Raw genomic sequence first — 23,019 nt, forward strand, 5'->3', positions numbered from 1 at the left:
GTAGACCTCCTAAACAGCATGCCTTAAAGCACGGGCTTGCTCTACAATTGCTATAAAAGCCTCATTCATATCACCAATATGCTTATCTCGACTGGCTAAATCGCGTACTTGTTGGGGGGAGCCTAAGGCCAATAACTTTCCAGCATCTTGTATGGCGATGCGGTCACAATATTCCGCCTCCTCCATAAAATGAGTCGTAATAATGATGGTAATTCCCTGATTTGCTAGCTCGCCAATGCTGTACCAAAATGAACGCCGTGCAAGAGGATCAATCCCGCTCGTAGGTTCATCTAAAAATAAAATTTCTGGTTCATGCAATAGTGCTGCAGCCATAGATAGTCGTTGTTTATAACCACCGGGTAAATCACCACTTTTAATATGAGGTTTTAAATCGTATTGTTCTAATGCATTATCAATTTGTTGATTTAGTTTTTTGCCTGTTAGATCATAGGCCCCACCAAAAAACTTCAAATTTTCTAAAACAGTTAAATTGCTATACAGTGCAAATTTCTGAGAGACATACCCAACTTTGCCTCGTGCCTCAGCACGAGCTGTGCGTAAGTTTTTACCAGCAACTTCTAGATAACCACTACTTGCTGGTAACAATCCACATAACATCCGAAATGTTGTGGTTTTACCCGCACCATTTGGGCCAAGTAATCCAAATATTTCGCCTCGCTTTACATCAAATGATGTATTGGCAACGGCAGTAAAATCGCCAAAGGTTCTGACTAAATCTTTAACAACAATGACGGGTTGTTGTGATTTTAAATTATTGTTTTGTTCTAATTGAAAATTCTGCTCAGGAACAGATACATGTTTTGTTTGCTTTTGAGTCTGCTGCAACAACATCATAAACGCATCTTCAAGTTCGGCTGATCGCCTATGAGCGACTAGCCCCTGAGGTAAAATATCTGTTGATAATTCTTTTTGGCGACTGATAAAGTTTACTTGTTCACCCTTTGGAACAGCATCAATAATGTCAACAGAATTTCCAAGCAATTGGGCTTGTAAAGTCCGTGCCTTAATTTGCTCTGAAAGTTTTACTTTCCATGTTTGTCCATGTGCTATTTCTTTTAATTGCTCAGGTGAGCCTTGCTTTAAAATTTTGCCCTCATACATGATATATACATAGTCACACTTTTCTGCTTCATCCATATAAGCAGTACTTATAATAACGCTTAAATTTTCTTCTTGAACAAGCTGTTCAATAATAGTCCATAAATCTCTTCTTGATAAAGGATCTACTCCAACACTAGGCTCATCAAGCAATAGTAATTCTGGGGAACGAACTAACGTACATGCCAGTCCTAGCTTTTGTTTCATTCCACCAGAAAGTTTCCCTGCTGGGCGTTGAATGAATTGAGTAAGATCCGTTATTTCTAATAACCGTTTAAATCTTTGACTGCGTACATCTTTGGGAACGCCATGTAAATCAGCATATAAATTTAAATTTTCTTGTACACTTAAGTCTTCATATAGACCGAAACGTTGTGGCATATAACTAATACGGTCTTGCACAGCTTGAGGATGTTTATCGATATCAAACCCAAGCACATTCAGAGAACCTGAAGTAGCTTTATATAGTCCAGCAACTAATCTTAATAAAGTTGTTTTTCCTGCGCCATCTGGGCCAACTAAAGCAGTAAGTTCTCCTTTATTGATTTGCATATCCAAATCATCAATTGCCTTAGTATCTGTTAACTTTTTATTTTCACCTTTAAAAATCATCGATAAATGATGGGCTTGAACCACTACATTATTATCAGTCATGAGCTTTCTCACCTGAAACAAGTGGTACTTTTACAGTCACTGGTTGACCCATTTTCAATTGATCATTCGGGTCATTTACATAAACCCGGACTTCATAAACTAGAGTTGTTCTTATCTCATCAGTCTGTACAGTTTTAGGCGTGAACTCAGCCACAGAAGATATATAGCCAATTTTTCCATTGATAGGTTGATTCGGATCAGCATCTCGAATGACCTGTGCCGTACCACCCATATGAATGGAACTCAAATCTTTTTCATTTGCATATACACGAACCCATTTTGGATCGGTTAAGGCCAATGTATAAACTGCCTTTTGCGCAGTGGTCATATCTCCAACTTCTTGTAGTCGCGCTCTCACCACTGCATTTACAGGAGACTTTAGTACAGCTTGAGTAAGGTTATAGTTGATTAGATCTAAATTCGCTTTGGTTGCGTCATATTGTGCTTTGGTTGCTTCTCGATCCTCTTGTCTAGCGCCTTTAATGACCAATTCTAAATTAGCTTGTCTTTCACGGACTACTGCTTCAGCACTATGTTGATTACTTTTGGCATAGTCGAGTTCTTGTTGGCTAATTGCCCTACCATCCGTACTACTCACCAATATTTGTAACCTTTGCAGGTTTTTACTGGCTTTATCTAAATCAGCTTGAGCAGAAGCGAGTTGTGCTTTTGCTTGACTAATTTCTTCTGGCCGAGCTCCGACTTGTTGTTTAACGATAGCTTCTTGTTGAGCTTTGAGTTGTGCTTGGGCTTGCTTTGCCTGAATTTGTAATGCATCAGTATTCAGAGTTGCTAATACTTGACCGGCTTTAACTTTATCGCCCTCTTGAACTAAGAGTTTTTCAATACGGCCCGACTGTTCAAATGCAAGTGAAACTTGGCGTATATCCACGTTTCCATATAGAGTCAAATTACTATCTTCTTGATTTTTAGTCTTATATCCCCACACCCAAAAACCGATGACAACCAGAGCTATAATAACTAGGACTATGGCAATCACTTTTTTATTCATCTTATTATCCTTTATTAAATTCAAATTTTCTTAGTTTAAATTCAATTTAAATTTAAATTACTCCAATCTTTGAATAAAAGATATACTTTTATGGTGAATGAAAATTAGGTTTAAACATGTCCAGATCTAGACGAAGTGATGGTGACTTAACAAAGACTAAAATTATTGAGGCAGCAGGACCATTAATTGCCCAGTATGGTTTTGCAAAAACAGCGAACAAAACAATTGCTAACGCTGCTAATGTCGATTTAGCTGCAATTAACTATCACTTTGATGGTCGAGATGGTTTATATCAAGCAGTTTTGGTGGAAGCGTATGCCCACTATCTAGATGAACAATACTTACTAGAACTTGTCGAAAGCACTTACTCTCCTGAAGAAAAATTGAGTTTACTACTTGAAACTTTACTGCATAAATTGACAGAAAAAGATGTCTGGCATGGCAAAGTTTTTATTCGTGAACTGTTTTCACCTTCTGAGCATTTATTAAGTTTTATTGAACTTACAGGTATGAGAAAATTTTTTCTTATTCGTAAGTTAATTAGTCAAGTTGCATGTTTAGAGGAAAATGATCCAGCGGTTTTACCATGTATTTTAAGCGTGATGACACCTTGCATGATGCTCATTATTGCTGGACCAAATGCTCAAGCACCTGAGCCTCTTAAAAATATTGCTCAGATGCCATTGCATGATTTAATTGAACATTTCAAAAAATTTTCATTAGCAGGATTAAAAGCAATTAGCCAATCAAAATCCTAAAGGTTAGCTATTCAGACATTTCAAAATAGCCTGAACAGGATCTTCCGTATTTCCAGAAATAAGTTGTTTATGCATGGTTAAATGTTGCATTACTTGAATTTGCGCCGTTTCAACATTCATTAGTTTTTCTATTTCAGCTGCTAAATTTTCTGGCGTAGCATCTGCCTGAATCAGCTCTTCAATAACTTTTTTACCCGCAATAATATTCGGTAAAGAATAGTAAGGAATTTTGACCAAAAGCTTAGCAATTATATAAGTCAGCCAATGCAATTTATAGAAAGTGACCATCGGTCTATGCATAAGCATTGCTTCTAACGTCGCTGTTCCAGAAGCTAAAGCAATAATGTCGCTTGCATTCATGACCATACGGCCAATTTTAGATTCACTATCTGTATTTTCTAAAATATTAATGCAAGCCTTTAAATGAGGCGCTAGTTGTTGAACACCCTGCTCAATCTGTTGCTTACGGGCATCATTAATGGCCGGAATCAAGAATTGGATATCTGGATATTTGGTATGCAAAATATTAGCAGCACCCAGTAACATAGGAAGAAGTCGCTCTACTTCACCTTTTCGGCTACCTGGTAATAAAGCAATATACTTCTGATTTTCATTAAGGCCCAATTGCTGTTTAGCAATTTGAATTGGATTTTCGAGTGGTAATTGTTTTGCTAGTGGATGACCTACAAAGGCCGCTGGAACGTCATAGCGCTCATAAAAGACTTTTTCAAACGGAAATAAACAAAGTACTAAATCTATGCTCTGTTTAATGCCATGTACACGCCCTTGGCGCCACGCCCAAACAGATGGACTCACGTATTGAACTGTTTTGATCGGAAGATTCTTTTCTTTAATACTTTTAGAAAGTCTGAGGTTAAAATCGGGTGCATCAATACCAATAAAAATATCAACCGGATGCTGAGTCCATTGGTTAATTAAACCATCTCGCACGGCAAATAGTTTTTTTAGATCTTTTAATACCTCAACAATCCCCATTACAGACAAAGTTTCCATTGGATAATAACTGTTAAAACCCTCGGCAATCATTTGGGGTCCACCGATTCCTTCAAACTCAGCATCGATTCCTTGTTCACGGAAACTACGCATAAGTTTCACACCCAGTGTATCTCCAGAAACTTCCCCAACTACAATGCCTATTTTAAGTTTTCGATTTGCCAAGGCGATTTACCCAAAAATTTGAAATAATGCATTCTAGCATAGAGGCTTATTAATCTTGAACTTGCTAAATATATATGGCTAAAGCCAGCAGAAGCACACCACAATCTAAAATTACACTCATGCACTATCTTTTAATCAAAATTAACAATGTGATTTGAATTGTAGCTTACATTTACAAACAATAAAATAAATGAGAATTATTTACATTATCTTTACTATTATGACCATCCCACCTCGACCATTTAAACTTTCTGTAATCGCCTGCGCGATTTGTTATGCAAATCTCACGTATGCTCAAGATGCAGATATACAAGCTTTGCAGACGATTCAAGTTAAAGCTACAAGTACAGAGCAGTCTTCTGAACAAACCAAAACCTATAATGTTAAGAACTCTAGCAGTGCAACTAAGCTTAACATTGAGGCTAAAGAAACGCCTCAAACTATTAATGTCGTTACTCGTCAACAAATTGAAGATTTTGGGCTTACTAGCACCCGAGATGTTCTAAACAATACACCCGGAGTCACAGTAACCAATCAGGAAACTGAGCGAACTACTTATATGGCTCGTGGTTTTGAAATTTCAAATATTTTAACTGACGGCGTAGGTTTTCCCCTCTCAGGTTATAACTATAACAATACTAATCCTGATACTTATTTTTATGATCGTGTAGAAGTCGTTAAAGGTGCTGATTCTTTAACGAATGCATTTGGTGACCCAAGTGCAACCATCAATAATATTCGAAAACGCCCAACCCAAGAATTTCAAGCAAGCGGAGGTATAAGTTACGGGTCTTGGGATACTCAGCGTTATGAGGCTGACGTATCTGGCTCAATTCTACCAAGTGGAAAAGTCCGTGGTCGTGTTATGGGCTATGAGCAAACTGGTGACTCATACCTTGACCGATATTCTTCAGAAAAAAATGGTTTCGCTGGTATTGTTGAAGCTGATTTAACAGATACAACATTACTTACCGTAGGTTATAGCCAAGAAAAAAATAAACCGAATGCAAACAACTGGGGTGCTCTACCCTTGCTTGATGCCAACGGCAAACAAATTTCTTATGATCGCTCCTATAACCCAAACCCTGACTGGGCGCATTGGGATAATGAAACACAGAATGCTTTTGTTGAATTAAAACAGAAAATTAATGATCAATGGTCAGCTAAGCTGACTTATAACTATCTTGATAACAAGCATAACAGTCGCCTCCTTTACTATTATGGTTATCCAAAAGCTGATGGTTCAGGAGTGTCTTTGACACCATGGGGTGGCCAAGAGCATCAAGAACAACATGCTGTAGATTTTAACCTTGAGGGAACTTATAAGCTCTTTAACCAAGAGCATGAAGCAACGTTAGGTTATAACTATGTACGTAGTCGTCAACACGATAAACAATCTACGGGAACAATTAACGATAGTAATGTTATCAATTCGACCACTACAAACTGGGCAAGTTGGACACCTCAATCTATAACGTGGTCAGATTTCTCTGAAGCAGCGAACTATACGCAAAATATAGATTCAATTTATGCAGCTACACGTTTACATCTCAATGAAGATTTAAAACTCTTGCTTGGCGCAAACTATGTGAAAGCCGAGAGTAAAGGCGAAAGCTATGGTTCGCCTATGGAATATAGTGAAAGTAAAGTTTCACCGTATGCGGGCTTAACTTATAACTTCACACCTGAATATACAGGTTATATGAGCTATACCTCAATTTTCCGTCCACAAACTGGTATTGATCAAGATACCAATCAAGCTTTAAAACCAATTGAAGGTAAAAGCTATGAAATGGGGGTAAAAAGCTCATGGCTAGATGACCGTTTAACTGGAACGCTTTCAGTATTCAAAACCGAACAAAACAATTACCCACTACGTAACTCGGACGGAAATCCACTTAATCGAAAAGTACCAACCAGCGATTTAGAGTCACAAGGTGTCGAAGTCGGGTTATCTGGTCAAATCACTGATAACATCAATCTTGCTTTTGGCTATGCTCAATTTAGTATTAAAGATATTAAAAATGGTGGCGAAGCGAGAACGTATAATCCAAACCAAACCCTTAATTTGCTGACTACCTATACACCATCAGTTTTACCTAAGCTGAAAGTTGGCGCAGGGCTACAATGGCAAGATGCCGTGAAGCTATACGACTCGACAGCAAACAGCACCATCAAGCAAGATGCTTATGCCTTAGTAAATTTAATGGCGAGCTATGAAGTGAATGATCACATTACGCTCCAAGCCAATGGAAATAATATTTTCGATAAGAAATATTTGTATAGTTTCCCTAATGGTCAAGGCTTTTATGGACCCTCAGCCAACTATACGGTTGCTGTAAAGTTTAAATATTAAACGCGTAGCCAACTCCACTTTAGGTGTTGGCTTTCTTTTATTTTTTATGTGCCAGTAAAGATGTCCAAAACATTAAATCTCCCTATGTCATATCGTATAAAAGTTTTCTATCGATTTTTAGTCGTTTTCGGTATGGGTTATGCCTGTATGGCTTATTTAAGTCTTGGGCTTACTGGTATCTTTCATTTGACTCTAGATAAACCTGAAGCCATTTATTTGGCAGCATTTATCTCTATTTTGTTTTATGTATTTTTTGTGATGGTAGGTTTTTGCATTCAATCATTATGGAAAGTGACTGGGCTATCAATCGTGCTATTTACCCTTTTCTTTATTGTGACACGGATGGTGAGTTATGCATAAAGGTATACGCCAATCTATGGCATGGCTGCATTCATGGACTGGATTAATTTTTGGATGGCTCGTATTTACTATTTTTTTAATGGGGAGTTTGTCGTATTACCGCCATGAAATTAATTTATGGATGCAACCAGCACTTGCACAGTACGAAATAAAACAAGATGTGGCAATTAAAACAGCATATCAGTACTTACAAAAAAACGCTCCAGATGCCAAATCTTGGTATTTAACTGTTGCTACCGCAGAAAGTCCTGCTAACACTATGTATTGGGAAAAACCAGACGGTGGTTATGGAAATGCAACACTTGATGCAAATACTGGTCAAGAACTAAAACTTTCAGCAACTGAAGGTGGTGACTTCTTCTATCGTTTTCACTATCAACTTTTTGGTATTCCGATATTAATTGGACGGCTCGTTGTATCTTTAGCGGCTTTTATTATGTTAATTGCCTTAATCTCAGGCATTATTACCCATAAAAAAATCTTTAGCGACTTTTTTACTTTACGGACCTTTAAGTCTCAGCGTTCATGGTTAGATTTTCATAATGTTTCATCTGTTCTTGCACTGCCCTTCTTTTTGACTATTACTTTTACAGGCTTGGCTATTTTCTTCTATTTATATCTTCCTTGGGGAATGCAAAAATTCTATCCAGAGAATCCATATCAATATTTTACCGAAATTCGTACAAAAACAGTCACAGAAAGTACAGCGCCGCATCCTGCACAGAATTTACCAGTTGAAAAGTTATTAGCTCAACTAGAACAACGTTGGGGAAATCAAACTTTAGCAACTATTAGTGTTAAAAACCCAAATACGAATCAGGCTCAAATTACGTTTATTCAGCAAGAAGACCATTCTATTACCCGTAATCAAGCACAAATCACATTAGATGCTACAACCGCTAAAGTCTTGGGTGATACACGTAATCATAGTCCTATTGCTACACTTTATGCTGGAGTATATGGCTTACACATGGCAACTTTTGCTCAGCCTTTACTTCGCTTAGGGTTGTTTTTCTCTGGTATTTTAGGATGTGTAATGATTGCATCTGGCTTGTTACTTTGGAGCCTAAAACGCCAACTTCAAAAGAAAAATAGTAAGTTTCATTTTGGGCATTATTTAGTTGATCGTTTAAATGTTGCTACATTTATAGGTTTGCCTTGTGCAACACTTGCTTATTTATATGCAAATCGATTGTTTACAGTCACGGCGACCACTGTTAATTATGAAATTTATAGCTTCTTCTTGGTGTGGCTAATAAGCTTGATTATTGCGCTCATCACTAAAAAACAATATTTGTGGCGAACTCAACTTGGTATCTTCATTTTGCTTTGTATAGCACTCCCTCTCTTGAATATAAGTTATTTGCTAAAAAATCATTATATCCAAAACTTTAGTAGTTATTGGGATTTTGCACGCATAGACATTTTTTTCTGGTTATTTGCAGCCTTAGCCCTTTTCATATTTTTTAAAATTAAACCGATTCAACATAAAGCCGTAGAAAAAATTCAAAAAAAGCTGAATAAGTTAAATATTGAGGTGAATTCATGATGTTCTTTGTGTTTATCCTGACTTTACTAGGCATGTATTTACTATTCATATCGGCTGAAAAGTATCGCTCATCGAAATCAACTGGTCATTTCAAATCTTTAGCTCAAAAATATTATTCATTGTTGAGGATATTGGCCTTTTTACTATTTGCGTTGAGCGGGTTTATTCTTATCAAAAAATATGGTTTTTCAATTGGTTTTGTCAGCTGGTGGATCTTTGCAACACCTCTTACCTTTTTACTCATACTTTGGCTTAACCCATTGAGAGCTTTCAAATCATCTTCCAAGTCATGAATTTGAATAAAATTTCATCAAAATAGGCATATTTTTGATTGCTTAGCGTTTTTTTGCATAAGTAAATCATTATTCATGACAACTGTTTATCTCTAAAAGGAATAAGATATCTGCGTTTCGTGATAAGTGGCGATAAAGATGTCTGGTGCTTTTGAATTTATCTTAGCGGGTATGTTAGTTGGCTTCTGTGTAGGTATTACAGGAGTTGGTGGTGGGTCATTAATGACACCAATTTTAATTGGTCTTTTTAGAATTGAACCGCATATCGCAATTGGTACCGATTTACTTTATGCCGCAATTTCAAAGTTTTGTGGATCAATGGTTCACGCAAAAAAACTCAATATCGTGTGGCCTATTGTTTTATGGCTAGCAGTGGGTAGTATTCCTGCGTCTTTCGGTACTGCTTGGGTATTGGAACATTATTTAAGCCAGTCAACACACTATAAAGCTGTTTTAACAATGGTATTAGGCTTTATGCTGACCTTGACTGGTGTTTCTATTATTTTCCGTACTCGTATTGAAAAGTTCTTTAATAAATTCCGAAATAAAGAGAATACCCAAACTGAAAATGAGCAATTAGCTGTTCAAAATAAACGCACCTATATTGTGATTATGGGCATTATTCTAGGTGTATTCGTAACGTTATCATCTGTTGGTGCCGGTGCCTTTGGAATTATGGCACTCGTGATTATGTTCCCGAACTTACCAATGATTCGAATTATTGGATCAGATGTCGTACATGCAGTATTACTAACCTTAGTTGCCGGTCTTGGACATATGAGTGCCGGTAACGTCGACTTTATGCTACTTATGTGGTTGTTGGTAGGTTCTATTCCGGCAATTATTATTGGCACATTAATTAGCTCACGTATGCCGGAACGTTTAATCCGTAAAATTTTGGGTATTACTCTATTTGCTCTTGGTGTTAACTTTATGGTCCACCCAGTCAAAGCCAAACCAAAAGCAGCTGTGGTACAACAAGCAGTAGTTGCTGAAAAAACAGGCAACTCGACTGAAAGATAGTAAAATCAATAGGATTTTTCCAAACTGAATTGCCATGAGATGTAGTATTTTCATAATTATTTCATGGTATATTCAGTACACAAAACAACCTTTAGTATGATCGAACCAGTGACAGCAATGACTACACATTCAAATTCCGTTTCAAAGCCAGATATCGACGACGTTAACATTAAAAGTATCCAAACTCTTGTAACACCCGCTGAGCTTAAGTCAGAACTTCCATTATCTGATGTTGCTTCCCAAACTGTTCTAAAAGGCCGCGAAACTATTCGTAATATTTTAGATGGCTCAGATAAACGTTTATTTGTCGTTATTGGTCCTTGCTCTATCCATGATCCAAAAGCTGCTCACGAATATGCTGACCGCTTAAAAGCATTAAGCGAAAAGGTTAAAGATACTCTATATCTAGTTATGCGTGTTTATTTTGAAAAACCACGTACAACAATTGGCTGGAAAGGCTTAATTAACGATCCAGATATGAATGACTCATTTAACATTGAGAAAGGTCTACGTATTGGTCGTAAACTTTTACTTGAGTTAAATGAAAAAGGTTTACCTTGTGCAACTGAAGCACTTGACCCTAACTCTCCACAGTACTACCAAGATTTAATTTCATGGTCTGCTATTGGTGCACGTACAACCGAGAGCCAAACTCACCGTGAAATGTCTTCTGGCTTATCATCACCAGTAGGTTTTAAAAATGGTACAGACGGTGGTTTAACTGTCGCAACCAATGCCATGCAGTCTGTTAAATATGGCCATAGTTTCTTAGGCTTAAATGAAGACGGTCAGGTTTCAATTATTAATACAAATGGTAATCCTTATGCACACGTAGTATTACGTGGCGGTAATGGTAAGCCAAACTACGATGCTGGCTCTGTTGCAGAAGCAGAAAATGCTTTAGCAAAAGCAAAAGTTAGCAACAAAATCATGATCGATGCGAGCCACGCAAACTCAAATAAAGACCCATACTTACAACCGCTTGTTCTTAAAAATATTACTGAACAAATTTTAGATGGTAATAAGTCTATCGTAGGTATTATGGTCGAAAGCCACTTAAAAGGCGGCCGCCAAGATATTCCTGAAAATCTTTGCGACCTTGAATATGGTAAATCAGTCACTGATGGTTGTATTGATTGGGAAACTACCGAAAAGACATTGCTTGAAATGCATGAAGCTCTAAAAGATGTTTTACCTAACCGTTAATTCATCTTTTAAAGATTGAAGATTAAACCCTCATTTTTGAGGGTTTTTTTTATTTTGTTTGGTCGGAATTCAGCTATGACAGCTATTCGTTTTTGATTATACTTCGACGAGTTTTTCCACTACGACCGCCTAAAATATGGTGCTGAGTTTCCGTCAACATTTGCTGAAGTGGCGCACGCTTTTAAGTGCTATCACTTTGCTGTGTTTACTATGGCACATTTTTTTGCCTACTCTTGTGCAAATTGGCATCGTACCTGAATTGTATACTATGCCTAGTCACTGCCAACCAGTTGTATTAGAGCATTCAGCCTACCAACAAAATTTTAATATGGAGCAGCATCACCTTTCACATGCTCATCACCATATGGAATCTATTCAGAATAAATTTCATACCAAGCATGCTCAAGAGGTTTTCGCGTTAGCTACTCAAATCATGAAGCATTGCCCGTTATGTACGCATGGGCTAGATGCAGCAATTTTAATTCCACTCATTGCTTTGATTTTTGTTTTAATTTTACGTTGGTTTAGCCGTGTACGATGTCTGTGTCATACGTGGACCATACAACTAGAACTTCCCCTTACTTTCTCTATTTTACCGATTAAACACGCCCCACCAACTGCTCTATAAAACCATAACTTTTCTCATCCCTATTTTCAGGGATTCAAAATTTATTGCTTTTTATAGGGGCATTCTATGTCATCCCTCAAATTTCGCTTATCTGTTTTAAGCGCAGCATGCTTATCTGCTTCATCTACCTCACTAGTTTTTGCTGAAGACTTAACACCAGCAAACAATGACACAAAAATCTTAGCAACTATTGTGGTCACGGCAAGTCGCGAAGGTGAAATACTGAATAAAACTCCAGCTGCAATTAGCCAAATTAATAGTGAGCAAATAGAAAATAAACATGCCACTTTTATTGGACAACTTGTGAACCAGACACCAGGGGTTTTAATGAATGATCTTGGTAATGAACAGCACATGATGTCTATACGCCAGCCCATGACTACTGCTGCTGTTTATCAATATCTAGAAGATGGCCTTTCAATTCGACCTGTAGGTGTGTTTAACCATAATGCCCTGTATGAGATGAATATGGCGGGTGTAGACAATATTGAAATTTTACGTGGACCAGCAAGTAGTGTTTATGGAAGTAATGCAATTGGCGGAACCCTCAACTTTTTAACCAAGGCGCCGAGTGCCACACCAACAGCAGATATTGGTCTGAGCGCAAGTAGTGAAGGTTATCGCCGTGTTGACGTGGGAGCTTCTGATACCTTTGATACTCGTACTGGCGCCCATGGGTTAAGAGTTTCTGCCTATGCCAGTGATCGTGGTGATAGCTGGCAAGATCATGCCGAAGCAGATAAACAAAGCATTACAGTACGTCATGACTGGCAAATTTCTGATTCAACTAAACTGAAAAATATATTTACCTATAACCACTTATATGCAGATATGACAGGTAGCTTAAATACTGAAGATTATAGCCAACGGCCTGGCTATAGCTATCAGACATTTACTTACCGGGAAGTAGATGCAACACGTATATCCTCCCAACTAAGTCATGACTGGAATGATCAACAGCAAAGTCAAATCACTTTATATTATCGGGATAATACAACCGAGCAAAATCCAAGCTATAACATAAAAACTGACAAGAAAGATGGAGTTGCAACAGGAACTTACAGCGGGCAAACCACTTATAATAGTTTTCAGTCCTATGGAGTCAACCTACAACACTCAGCAACTTTAGGCCAATTCAAGTTAGTCGTGGGTAGTATGGCTGAGCACTCACCGACTCAGGGCAGAACTAATGATATTGAAGTTTTTCGAGATCCTGTTACACGTATTTATACGAGTTTTAAACAGCGAAAGCTTTTACGTGATTTTGATGTCGACGTTGATAATGAAGCGATCTATGCTCAAGTGAATTGGCAAGCTTTGCCTAACTTAAACTTAGTCGGCGGCACACGTTATGATTGGATTCGTTATGACTATCAGAATAATCTAACTCCTTCTAATGTTACTGGCGCTCCAGATGAAACAAGAAATTTTCATAAGGCTAGTCCAAAATTAGGAGCAATTTGGAATATTACTCCTCAAATCGACTTCTATACAAACTGGTCACAAGGCTTTGTTCCACCAGAGGTCAGTAGCCTTTACGGCGCAAATTTAGTTACTCCGAATTTAACTGAAGCAACTTTTACCAATATTGATGCAGGTGTCCGTTTTCAAACATTCAATGACCGATTGGATGGTGAAATTACGCTTTATCGTTTAAATGGCGAAGATGAAGTAATTAGTTATACTAAACCCGATAATACCCGTGAACCACGTAATGCAGGTAAAACTCTTCATGAAGGTATTGAAGTCGGTGGAACTTGGCAAATTTCCGATCAGTTTGACCAAAAATTGAAAATTTCAGGTAGCTGGGCTCGTCATCGTTATGAACAATTCCAGCCGTCAGCTACTATTGGCTACAGTGGAAATGATATGCCGAGCGCACCAAAAACTTTTGGTACGCTTGAATATCAAAGTAAGCCAATCCCCGAATTATTACTCTCAGCAGAAGGTGTATATGTAGGTTCATATTGGATTAATGACGCCAATACTCAAAAATATGATGGTCATACGGTACTCAACCTGCGCGCAAACTATCGTAAAAAGGCCTATGAAATATATGGTCAGATTTTAAATGTGGCAGATACACATTATGCTGAAAGCACTTCTTTTAGTAATAATGAAGTGAGCTATACACCGGCAGCTCCACGTACATATTTAATAGGTCTACGCTATCATTTTGGTAATTAAGTAAATTTAAGTTTGTGGTCACAACTGGCCACAAACGCTTAATTTAACTATAAATAAAAACAACTTAAGACAAAAGTAAAAAGCAGAACGGTTTCACTAATTTCAATCGTAGCGCCCACGGTATCTCCCGTAATGCCATCAATTCGTTTTATAAACAGATATCTTAAATAAATCAGGCTTATTAGAAAACCAATTACCGCTATCAGCCCTTGCCATTCCCAATACAAAGGTAACAGTAAAATTAATACAGCTACTATCCATGAAACAGTTTTAGGCAAATGGTCTGTCAAAGAACGACCTAAGCCTTTTTCGCGAACATATGGTGTAGTTAAAAACAAAATAGATGGCACCACACGTCCAAGTGCAGGAACAAATACTAAGAATAGCGTTTGATGTTGTTCAATCAATACAAAGACCAAAGCAAACTTGAGCAAACAAATGATAACTAAGCTCAGCACTCCAATTGGGCCGCAGCTCGGATCTTTCATGATTTGTAGAGTACGTTGTTTATCCCCAAAGCCACCTACCCAAGCGTCAGCTGTGTCGGCCAGTCCATCTAGATGCAATCCCCCAGTCAGCCAAATCCATAAAGTAAGTATAATTGCGGCAAGTAAAACAACGGGTAATTTGGCTAAAAGACAGGCAACAAGAAAAAGTATGCCACCAATAATCATCCCAACCAGTGGATAAAACAAAATAGCCCGACCATTTTGTTGCGCCGTTGGTATAGTCTTTAACTCAATAGGTAGAACAGTTAAAAATTGCAATGCAATCCAAAAAGGTGTCATATCCCACTCTCTAACTGATCTATATATAAAAACAAACTGAATTATGAGGAAATAAAAATGGGAATAGCAATCCCTATTCCCATTAAACACTTCAAAAACTGTGAAAAACTACTGTATTTGATAGCACTGCTTTAATTTGATGTAGTCGTAGTAAAAACTAGTTGGTGTGTAACGCGCATAGTTACACGCAGATTTAAATAAAGTCTCTTTTTCGTTATAAAGCATCTTCACTAAAGTCGAGCCTTGACTATTTTGATAAACATCCCACTGTATGTTGGCTGCCATAGGTGAAACTACTTCACCACGCCATGTACTTGTTGAATAGTTATAAGTCTGGCGTAGTGGTAAAGGCTGCATCATATTATGCAAATCCAAGCTAGTTGCCAGAGGAATAATAATTTCAGCATGGGCAAAACGTAAAACTGCTTTATATGGTTGAGCTTTATTTACAACAGCATCAACTTGTTGGAATAAATCTTGTTTGAGTCCTTGAGCAATTTCACTTGTAACTTGGTTCGACTCTGTGAAACTTGGACCTTTTTCATAAAAATCATTGGCATCATTAAATTCAGCATAAAATTTTGCGGCTTCCAAAGGCATATATTTATCAAAATCAACACCTTTTAACTCATCTTTCATACCACCAGAAATTGAATAAAGCTCATAAACATAAGCCGCAGCATCTACTGCACTAGCAATGGTATTTTTACCCTTACCTTTTTCTGTAATTTGCTCACCTTTTGGTGAAGTTACTGTAAAAGACCCATTATTGCTAAAACTATAACCTGTCGTACCAAGTTTTTTAATAAAGTCTGCTTTAAAAATCGGAGTGAGTACGGACTGGGCAATTTTTTCTGCTTGAGTATTCTTCGATAACTCACTCAACTTTTGGGCTAAATCTTTATTGTTTGCTTCGAAATCTTGATAGGCCTGACTAGCATCATAAATTTTTTGTTGGCTAGCACTAAGTGGTTGAGTTAAATCTTCAGTCGCATTTAGACTATGAAAATAAAGTTTAAAACGATCAACACCCCCGTCTACAAGACTAGGAACACTTGAACTCGATAAATTGGTATAAGACACAGGAACAATTTTATCTTTCAGCTGAGGCTGTTGTTTTATCAGTTCAGCAGTGAAGAATTTAGCACTATCCACCGCACGATCTACCCCAGAACTTTGTACCAATATAGATGCTTGAGAGTTTACAAGTGTTGGCAAGCGCTGTAATAGGCGATCGGCAATCCCGCGGTGTTCTAAAATACCGGTCATGGTTTCATTTCCATAACCGTATTGGCGAATACCTTCAACCCCATAGCCCAATAAAATATTGGCTTTCATCATGGCTTCCAAGTCAGCACCTAATTGCTCACCCAAAGGCGTTAAAGCATTTTCTGTTTTCGCCTGTTTCCATAAATTATAAAGTGCTAAATCATATTTAAGACTTGATAGTCCTCTCGAACCGTGTCGCGCAACCAATTCTGTAAAAACTGGCTGGAACCCATTTGGAGCTTGTTCATAATTTTTTAGATCTTGCTGTGGTTGATAAGGTGTTTTGGTTTGATAATATTTCGATGAATTTGTAGATGGTGGAGTTTGAACTTCTTGATCATCATTATTATTACAAGCCACGAGCAATAATGAGGCTGCAAGCACACTAGTTTTAAATAAAATATTCATAAGCCAAATAAGTAATTAATTAATAAATGCCAATAGCTTAATTTTTAGTAATGACAGTTCTATTACATAGTTTAAAATATCTTTATAAAAATAATAACTTACAAGTGTATAAAAATATAAAATTCATCTATCTCAACATAAAAGTTAATTGACCATCTGCTTCAGAAAATTCAAAAGAATATAATTTACCAAGCTCTGCCGACATTTTAAGTAAGTCATCTAAAGGTTGCTGCTCGGCTAAACAAGCCAATAGCTTAATCACCCCCCCATGAGTAACAACTAAAGCATGCTGTAAATTATGTTTTTGCATATGCGTAACCAAATCCTGAAACCCTTTCAGAACCCTTTTTTGAAACTGGTTTAATGTTTCAGCGCGAGGTGGACAATATTGACTTGGTTCTTGCCAAAAGTTTGCAAGTAATTTAGGTGAAGTTTCATAAATTTGCTGAGTTGAGATACCTTCCCACTCCCCAAAATACATTTCTTTTAAGTCATGATTTATAAGTAAAGGGAGTTCTGCTGTTTTGGCAAGTTCCTCAGCAAAACAAGAACATCGTTTTAATGAGGAACTTACAATAACATCCCATGTCTGGTCTGTGACTTGCTCAATGGTTGACTGCATTTGCTGCCAACCTTTTGCTGTTAACTCATCATCTAAATGCCCACGTAAAGTATGGCTATACTGACTTTCACCATGTCTGAGCAAATCGATCCTAAATTTACCCAATTTTATCCCCGCTTACAGCAGCTTGAGCAAAGGTAGCCATTTGGTTATGTAAGACACATGCCATGTTAACTAATGCCAAAGCAGTACCAGCCCCACTACCTTCGCCTAAACGCAAGTTCATCTTCAAAATCGGGTCAGCATTAAGTTCTTGTAAAATACGTAGGTGTCCATACTCAGCCGATTGATGACCAAATAACATCCAGTCACGTACTTTAGGGTTCATTCGCACTGCACATAAAGCGGCTACAGAACTAATAAAACCATCCACAATCACAGGTAAACCCACTTGCGCACAGCGAATATAAGCACCTGTAATTGCCGCAATTTCCAAACCACCTACAGCACATAGTGTTTTAAAGACATCACCAATGACATGTTTATGGTGAAGTTCAATTGCTTTTTCAATTACTTCAATTTTATGTCTTAACTGATCGGCACCAATTCCTGTACCAACTCCCGTTAATTGCTCAGCCGTATCATTTAATAAAAGACAGGCTAACGCAGAAGCTGAACAGGTATTTCCAATACCCATTTCACCTGCAATATAAATATCTGCTCCATTTCCTTTAGCAGTATCTACACTTTTTTTCCCTAACTCTAAAGCAGCATGGCATTCGTCAGCATTCATTGCAGCTTGTTTGGCAAAATTTGCTGTGCCGGCACGAATACAATGACGTTCAACGCCTGCATATTGGTATGGTTCACCTACTGTGCCACAGTCAATGACTTGTAAATGGGCTGGATGATATTTAACAATAACACTAATTGCCGCACCACCAGTTGTGAAGTTTTGCAACATTTGACGGGTAACAGCTTGAGGGTATGCAGAGATATTTTCTTCAACTACACCATGATCACCTGCAAAAATTGTAATCCAGGGATGGTTAACTTGTGGATGTGCATTTGACTGTAAACTAGCAAGTGTAATTGCAATCTGCTCTAAATCTCCTAAGGCACCTGTAGGTTTAGTAAGCTGGAGTTGGTGTTGCTCCGCTTGTTGTTTTGCGTCCAGATTAGGTTTCTGTACAGATTCTAACCACCAGTTCATTTTTATTTATCACCTTTTAAAATCATTGGAAACCCCGCCACACAAAACACAACCTTATCTGCAATTTGCCCTAAGGCTTGATGTAGCCTTCCTGCTTCGTCGACAAAACGGCGGCTTATCTCACCGAGTGGCACAATGCCTAAACCCGTTTCATTACTTACTAAAATAATTTCTGACTGGAGTGTAGGTAAAACTTTTAACAGCTGTTCACACTCAAATTGTTGAACGTTTTTATCTTCTAAAAGTAACAAATTGGTTAGCCAAAGTGTTAAACAATCCACCAGAATAATTTGGTTAGGTCGATCAATTTCTTGCAGAGCTTTTGCTAAAAATAATGGTTCCTCAACCAATGCCCAGTGAATAGGTCGCTGATTTTGATGATGGGCAATCCGGCTTTGCATTTCTGGATCTAGCGCTTGCGCCGTCGCCACATAAGTGACAGCTAATTGCATAGATATGGCCGTTTGTTCAGCCAGTCGGCTTTTACCAGAACGAGCACCACCTAAAATCAATTGCAACATGGCTCACCTAAAAACAAATGCTGATACGGATACAGCTGCCCTTGTAAAATTTGAGCCTCATAATAACCAAAGGTTAAATGCTCAACTTTAAGATCAAATTCAGCCTGATCGTATTGTACAGGTAATTGAGAAATTTTTTGTAAAATCAAATCACTACTATAGTCTTTTTTATACAAACCCAATGTAATGTGCGGATAGTAATCTAAAGCGGCAATTTCATTAGAAATTGAGTCTAATTTTTGACGTATGAAAGATAAGATATTTTCTTTATCCTGAATTTCTACAAATAAAGCACTACTAAAGCTATCAACCGAACCAGTTTTTAATTGAAATGGAGCAAAATTTTCTTGTATTAGAACTTTCTTATGCTGCTCAAACTCAGTAAAACTAAAATCATCACAGTGAACTTTAGTTTCATGAGTCAAGAAACCGCATATAAACAGCGTGACATGATATTGACGGTGATTAGGCTCTACTAGAAATTCTGAAAAATGCGCACGCAATTGATCTAGATAATGAACTAATTTCTGATCATTAATTTCTAGGTACCATAAAGCGTAATTTTGACGCCCAAGGTGCCATTCAGGATAATCCCGCATAGACGTCGGCACCATGAGTGTGGAGGGTTTTAAAAGCACCGTTTTAATTCAAAATCATACAAATTTCGTATTAAAACATGTTTGGCTTTCAATTGTTGAGGTTAATTCATTAAGCACATTTAAACATATTAAGTGAGTGTAGTTTTGGCATTGTTCAACTTAATGTCCAAAGGTTGTTTACCTTGTTCAGAAAACAAATATTGAATAAGTTGAACCAACTCAACTTCAAGCTGTCTTCTTTGATTTGTACTCAATTCTAAGTTTTGAATTTGTTGTTGCAGATGTTCAACTGCTTTAGTCTCTTCAATTTCTAAAAATTGAATCGCATAGGCATAACCTAAAGCAGCACCTTTTAATAAATTTTTATAAGGTAAATCATGACGAATATTCACTGCAATTGATGCCATAACACGTTCATTGTGATTGAGTTTGCGTAGTGGATCTCTAGCTACGCGTTGACAAGGATCTTTAAATGCATATTCACATGAGTCTAGAAAACTTTGTGACATTCGATCCAGATCTTTTGCATAGGTAGGTAATACAATTGCAAGTCCCTGCTTCACTTCTGCAATTAAGTTTTCTGCAAATGCTTTAACTGAATGATCACCCATGGCAACACCAATAGATTCATAACCCATTAAAGATGCATACCAAGCAAGCATCGCATGTATACCATTCCATAAACGGTTTTTAATGAGTTGAATGTCAGTAATTTGGTCAACCAACACCACCTGACGCAACTTTTCAAGTAAAGGGCTGCCTTTCTCTACATAAATTGGCATATCTGTTTCACTATGGAACAAGATTAAATCCATGCTTTGTAAAATATGTCCCGGCTGAAAATTACGGCGCATATTATCAACATAGATAGAAGCCTGATTTTGCTGATCTTGAGTCAGTTTATTACAGTCTTCAATTTCGATTTGGTCTTCTTGTTCAACATCTTCTAAATGCTGTTCAAGAAAATTATGCTTAATACGAAGTTGACGATATAAATTCTGATTAGAAAGTTTTGAAACCATACGATTAACTACGGTATCGCAAAAATAATGCTCTTTTAAAATATGCTCGGTGACATCTTCATCGTTAGTTAACTCGAGTAGAGCTTCTTTAAGATGCTTCATCACCAAATATTTCGCACCCACCTTATTTAAAATAATTAGAAAGGTTAAGGGTTCTATACATGTTTCAAGTTGTGAATTAAAACGTGCATATAACCCTTTTGCGATTATCTGTGCTTCAGTTTCAATTGCTTGCTCAGGCAAACATAATGCAATCAAGCTTGAATGAGTGTACATCTCTAACATTTGTTGTTCATTGTCAGAGTCAACAATGGTCATATTCTCAATACGTTCATCATAAGAAAATTGCCCATAGCGAATACTATAGGTTCCAAACGCATTTACAGCCTCGCGGAAAAGACTATTTCTTGTTGACGCAATAATACGTTTTGGTTTCGTATAACCATCCCAATGCGACAAGATCTGTGCTATATAACCACCACCAATAGCACCGAAACCATGTATTCCAACAGTAAGCTGATTCAGACTTTGCGGAAAAGGTTCCTGTATCTCTGGCATATCCATAACAGGAATAAATTGGTCGAGGTCAGTTAAAAAATCATACATCTGGCCATAATAAAAATGCGCTTTTTCCAGCATTTCATCATTAGGTTCTTTAATATCTTTTAATAAAATTGTTAAACCTTTTGAGGTGTGAGCCGAGGTTAAACCATTTTCTGAATCTTCAAACATTAAACATTGGTTGGCGTCTAAATGAAGTTGACTAGCCGCTTTGAGAAAAATTTCTGGATGTGGCTTCCCTTGTTCTACTTCATCTCCACAAGTAATGACATCAAAAAATTTATAAACATTCGCATTAATTAAATATTCTTCGGCAATTGCTCTACGGCTTGAGGTGGCCACAGCCATTCTTAGACCGGATTTTCTTAAACGCTCTAGAACTTGAACCAGACCTTTTTTAATAGGCACACCGTGTTTTCGAATATGTTCTAGTTCCATCTCATCGGCACGTTTTCTAATTTCCTTATATGGAACATCTACTCCGTATAAACGTTGTGCAAGCTTTTCCGCCGTTGTCGCGCTTAATCCCAAACATTGCATTAAATATTCGTGTGAAAACTCCTGTCCAATGAGTTCTTGAGATGCCTGTTGCAATGTTTGAAACCGTAACCGTTCAGTATCAAACATTGTCCCATCCATATCAAAGATAGCTCCATGAACAGGTTTTCCATGAAAAATAAGCACGTTTTTACCTCTTTTTTGATCATGTTTTATTCAGGGTATACAAAAAATTGCTTAAAAAGGCAGGATGATAATAAATGAAACATTAGTGGTTATTTTTTAACCACAAATATAAGAAATCTGTTACTGAGAAGAGTTAAATACTCAAAAAGGTTGAACAATATAGATAATTCTGAAACTGAGTTTAAGTACAAAGGTAGCAAGCCTTCCTCGCTTGCTACCTTTGCTTCTTCTTTTTATGCGCTGATCATGTTTGTTTTTCTTAGGTCCATTTACTGCTAACAAACCTGCATTTTTATTATGTCTTGCAGGTCTACCAATACCAGAAACTCATATAATTTTTGTTATTTTCTGGTAGAACTAAACAATACATAATAATGATAATCATTTTCATTTAGTGTGTCAACTTGCTATGCCCTTTTTTTAATCAATCAAGTACATCTACAAATTGCGCCGTTAATATGTGTGCCAAGTCTTTAGGATTTAAACCAATATCTAATCCTCTTTTACCACCACTTACATAAATTTTGCTTAACTCTTGTGCAGAGGCATCAATCACTGTCTTTAAGCGTTTCTTTTGACCTAATGGACTAATTCCACCCACTAAGTACCCTGTTAAACGTTCGGCATCTTTAGGATTTGCCATCTGTAATTTTTTACAGCCCATTGCCGTAGCTACTTTTTTTAAATTGAGTTGATGGTTAACTGGTATAACCGCAACAAAATAATTTTTCTCATCGGTAACAAGAAGTGTTTTAAACACCTCGTTTACATCAAGGTTTAACTTTTCTGCGGCTTCCAAACCAAAACTTTTAGCATTTGCATCATGTTCATATTCATGAATGGAAAATTCGATTTTGTTACTTTTTAACAATCTACATGCAGGAGTCATAGGATTTTAGATTTTAATGAAATGAGTTTGATTATATTTATTTTAAAAAAAGTTTAAAATTTGCTTAGGCTATTTACATCCTTTACATGAAAAATCAAACGAACATCGAACAAAAAACAATCTAAACTTGATATTGAGTAGATGACTCCAATATATTTAGTTGAGATTTAAAGTCTGAA

20 protein-coding genes are annotated in these 23,019 nt (G+C 37.2%); 9 read left to right on the forward strand and 11 right to left on the reverse strand.

Annotated features, from left to right (window positions below; genetic code table 11):
- Positions 1-9 precede the first annotated feature (9 nt).
- Both J678_RS10095 and J678_RS10100 read right to left on the reverse strand, forming a co-directional pair.
- Positions 10-1,773 (reverse strand): ATP-binding cassette domain-containing protein, encoded by a 1,764-nt coding sequence (locus J678_RS10095; RefSeq protein WP_017392815.1) that lies wholly within the window; start codon positions 1,771-1,773, stop codon positions 10-12.
- On the reverse strand, positions 1,766-2,785 hold the full coding sequence (locus J678_RS10100; RefSeq protein WP_017392816.1) for an HlyD family efflux transporter periplasmic adaptor subunit: 1,020 nt from the start codon (positions 2,783-2,785) through the stop codon (positions 1,766-1,768). The genes J678_RS10095 and J678_RS10100 overlap by 8 nt, the downstream gene beginning before the upstream one ends.
- A 116-nt stretch (positions 2,786-2,901) precedes the next feature.
- Between J678_RS10100 and J678_RS10105 the strand changes: the two genes are divergently transcribed.
- Complete coding sequence (locus J678_RS10105; RefSeq protein WP_017392817.1) at positions 2,902-3,543, forward strand: CerR family C-terminal domain-containing protein; 642 nt, start codon at positions 2,902-2,904, stop codon at positions 3,541-3,543.
- A 3-nt stretch (positions 3,544-3,546) separates the two neighbouring features.
- Here J678_RS10105 and lpxB read toward each other — a convergent pair whose 3' ends face one another.
- Positions 3,547-4,722: a lipid-A-disaccharide synthase gene (gene lpxB / locus J678_RS10110; RefSeq protein WP_017392818.1), complete on the reverse strand. Its 1,176-nt coding sequence runs from the start codon at positions 4,720-4,722 to the stop codon at positions 3,547-3,549.
- A gap of 220 nt (positions 4,723-4,942) precedes the next feature.
- Here lpxB and J678_RS10115 point away from each other — a divergent pair, with 220 nt between their 5' ends.
- From J678_RS10115 to J678_RS10140, 8 genes are all read left to right on the forward strand, one after another.
- The gene (locus J678_RS10115; RefSeq protein WP_025466094.1) at positions 4,943-7,078 is read left to right on the forward strand and encodes a TonB-dependent siderophore receptor; all 2,136 of its coding nucleotides are present in this window, start codon (positions 4,943-4,945) and stop codon (positions 7,076-7,078) included.
- Positions 7,079-7,138: 60 nt separating this feature from the next.
- Complete coding sequence (locus J678_RS0104070; protein ID WP_004709000.1) at positions 7,139-7,438, forward strand: hypothetical protein; 300 nt, start codon at positions 7,139-7,141, stop codon at positions 7,436-7,438.
- Entirely contained in the window at positions 7,431-8,987 is a 1,557-nt protein-coding gene (locus tag J678_RS10120) for a PepSY-associated TM helix domain-containing protein (protein ID WP_031956396.1), read from the forward strand. Before J678_RS0104070 ends, J678_RS10120 begins: the two co-directional genes overlap by 8 nt.
- Entirely contained in the window at positions 8,984-9,280 is a 297-nt protein-coding gene (locus J678_RS0104075) for a hypothetical protein (protein WP_017392820.1), read from the forward strand. Before J678_RS10120 ends, J678_RS0104075 begins: the two co-directional genes overlap by 4 nt.
- Positions 9,281-9,418: 138 nt before the next feature.
- Entirely contained in the window at positions 9,419-10,303 is an 885-nt protein-coding gene (locus J678_RS10125; protein ID WP_002049910.1) for a sulfite exporter TauE/SafE family protein, read from the forward strand.
- Between the two features lie 96 nt (positions 10,304-10,399).
- Positions 10,400-11,509 carry a 3-deoxy-7-phosphoheptulonate synthase gene (locus J678_RS10130; RefSeq protein WP_016805781.1) on the forward strand — a complete coding sequence of 370 codons (1,110 nt, stop codon included), beginning with the start codon at positions 10,400-10,402 and terminating at the stop codon, positions 11,507-11,509.
- A gap of 136 nt (positions 11,510-11,645) precedes the next feature.
- The gene (locus tag J678_RS10135; protein WP_025466095.1) at positions 11,646-12,137 is read left to right on the forward strand and encodes a hypothetical protein; all 492 of its coding nucleotides are present in this window, start codon (positions 11,646-11,648) and stop codon (positions 12,135-12,137) included.
- A 66-nt stretch (positions 12,138-12,203) separates the two neighbouring features.
- Positions 12,204-14,324 carry a TonB-dependent receptor gene (locus tag J678_RS10140; RefSeq protein WP_017392822.1) on the forward strand — a complete coding sequence of 707 codons (2,121 nt, stop codon included), beginning with the start codon at positions 12,204-12,206 and terminating at the stop codon, positions 14,322-14,324.
- Positions 14,325-14,371: 47 nt separating this feature from the next.
- Here J678_RS10140 and J678_RS10145 read toward each other — a convergent pair whose 3' ends face one another.
- The 8 genes from J678_RS10145 to ybaK all read right to left on the reverse strand — a co-directional run bounded on the left by J678_RS10145 (position 14,372) and on the right by ybaK (position 22,840).
- Positions 14,372-15,112, reverse strand: a complete 741-nt coding sequence (locus J678_RS10145) for an adenosylcobinamide-GDP ribazoletransferase (protein WP_017392823.1) — start codon at positions 15,110-15,112, stop codon at positions 14,372-14,374.
- A gap of 108 nt (positions 15,113-15,220) precedes the next feature.
- The gene (locus J678_RS10150) at positions 15,221-16,789 is read right to left on the reverse strand and encodes a histidine-type phosphatase (RefSeq protein WP_017392824.1); all 1,569 of its coding nucleotides are present in this window, start codon (positions 16,787-16,789) and stop codon (positions 15,221-15,223) included.
- 127 nt (positions 16,790-16,916) lie between these two features.
- On the reverse strand, positions 16,917-17,516 hold the full coding sequence (locus tag J678_RS10155; protein WP_017392825.1) for a histidine phosphatase family protein: 600 nt from the start codon (positions 17,514-17,516) through the stop codon (positions 16,917-16,919).
- Positions 17,509-18,564, reverse strand: coding sequence for a nicotinate-nucleotide--dimethylbenzimidazole phosphoribosyltransferase (gene cobT / locus J678_RS10160; RefSeq protein WP_017392826.1), 1,056 nt, complete (start codon positions 18,562-18,564; stop codon positions 17,509-17,511). The genes J678_RS10155 and cobT overlap by 8 nt, the downstream gene beginning before the upstream one ends.
- A gap of 2 nt (positions 18,565-18,566) precedes the next feature.
- Positions 18,567-19,085 (reverse strand): bifunctional adenosylcobinamide kinase/adenosylcobinamide-phosphate guanylyltransferase, encoded by a 519-nt coding sequence (cobU, locus tag J678_RS10165; RefSeq protein WP_017392827.1) that lies wholly within the window; start codon positions 19,083-19,085, stop codon positions 18,567-18,569.
- Entirely contained in the window at positions 19,073-19,699 is a 627-nt protein-coding gene (locus J678_RS0104080; RefSeq protein WP_017392828.1) for a 2'-5' RNA ligase family protein, read from the reverse strand. The genes cobU and J678_RS0104080 overlap by 13 nt, the downstream gene beginning before the upstream one ends.
- A gap of 113 nt (positions 19,700-19,812) precedes the next feature.
- Positions 19,813-21,951: a bifunctional mannitol-1-phosphate dehydrogenase/phosphatase gene (gene mtlD, locus J678_RS0104090; protein ID WP_017392830.1), complete on the reverse strand. Its 2,139-nt coding sequence runs from the start codon at positions 21,949-21,951 to the stop codon at positions 19,813-19,815.
- Between the two features lie 424 nt (positions 21,952-22,375).
- Positions 22,376-22,840, reverse strand: coding sequence for a Cys-tRNA(Pro) deacylase (ybaK, locus tag J678_RS10170; protein ID WP_017392831.1), 465 nt, complete (start codon positions 22,838-22,840; stop codon positions 22,376-22,378).
- Positions 22,841-23,019: the final 179 nt, after the last annotated feature.

Origin of the sequence: Acinetobacter sp. 1424608 (assembly GCF_000588255.1) — a bacterium.
GTDB classification, from domain to species: Bacteria; Pseudomonadota; Gammaproteobacteria; order Pseudomonadales; family Moraxellaceae; genus Acinetobacter; species Acinetobacter nosocomialis.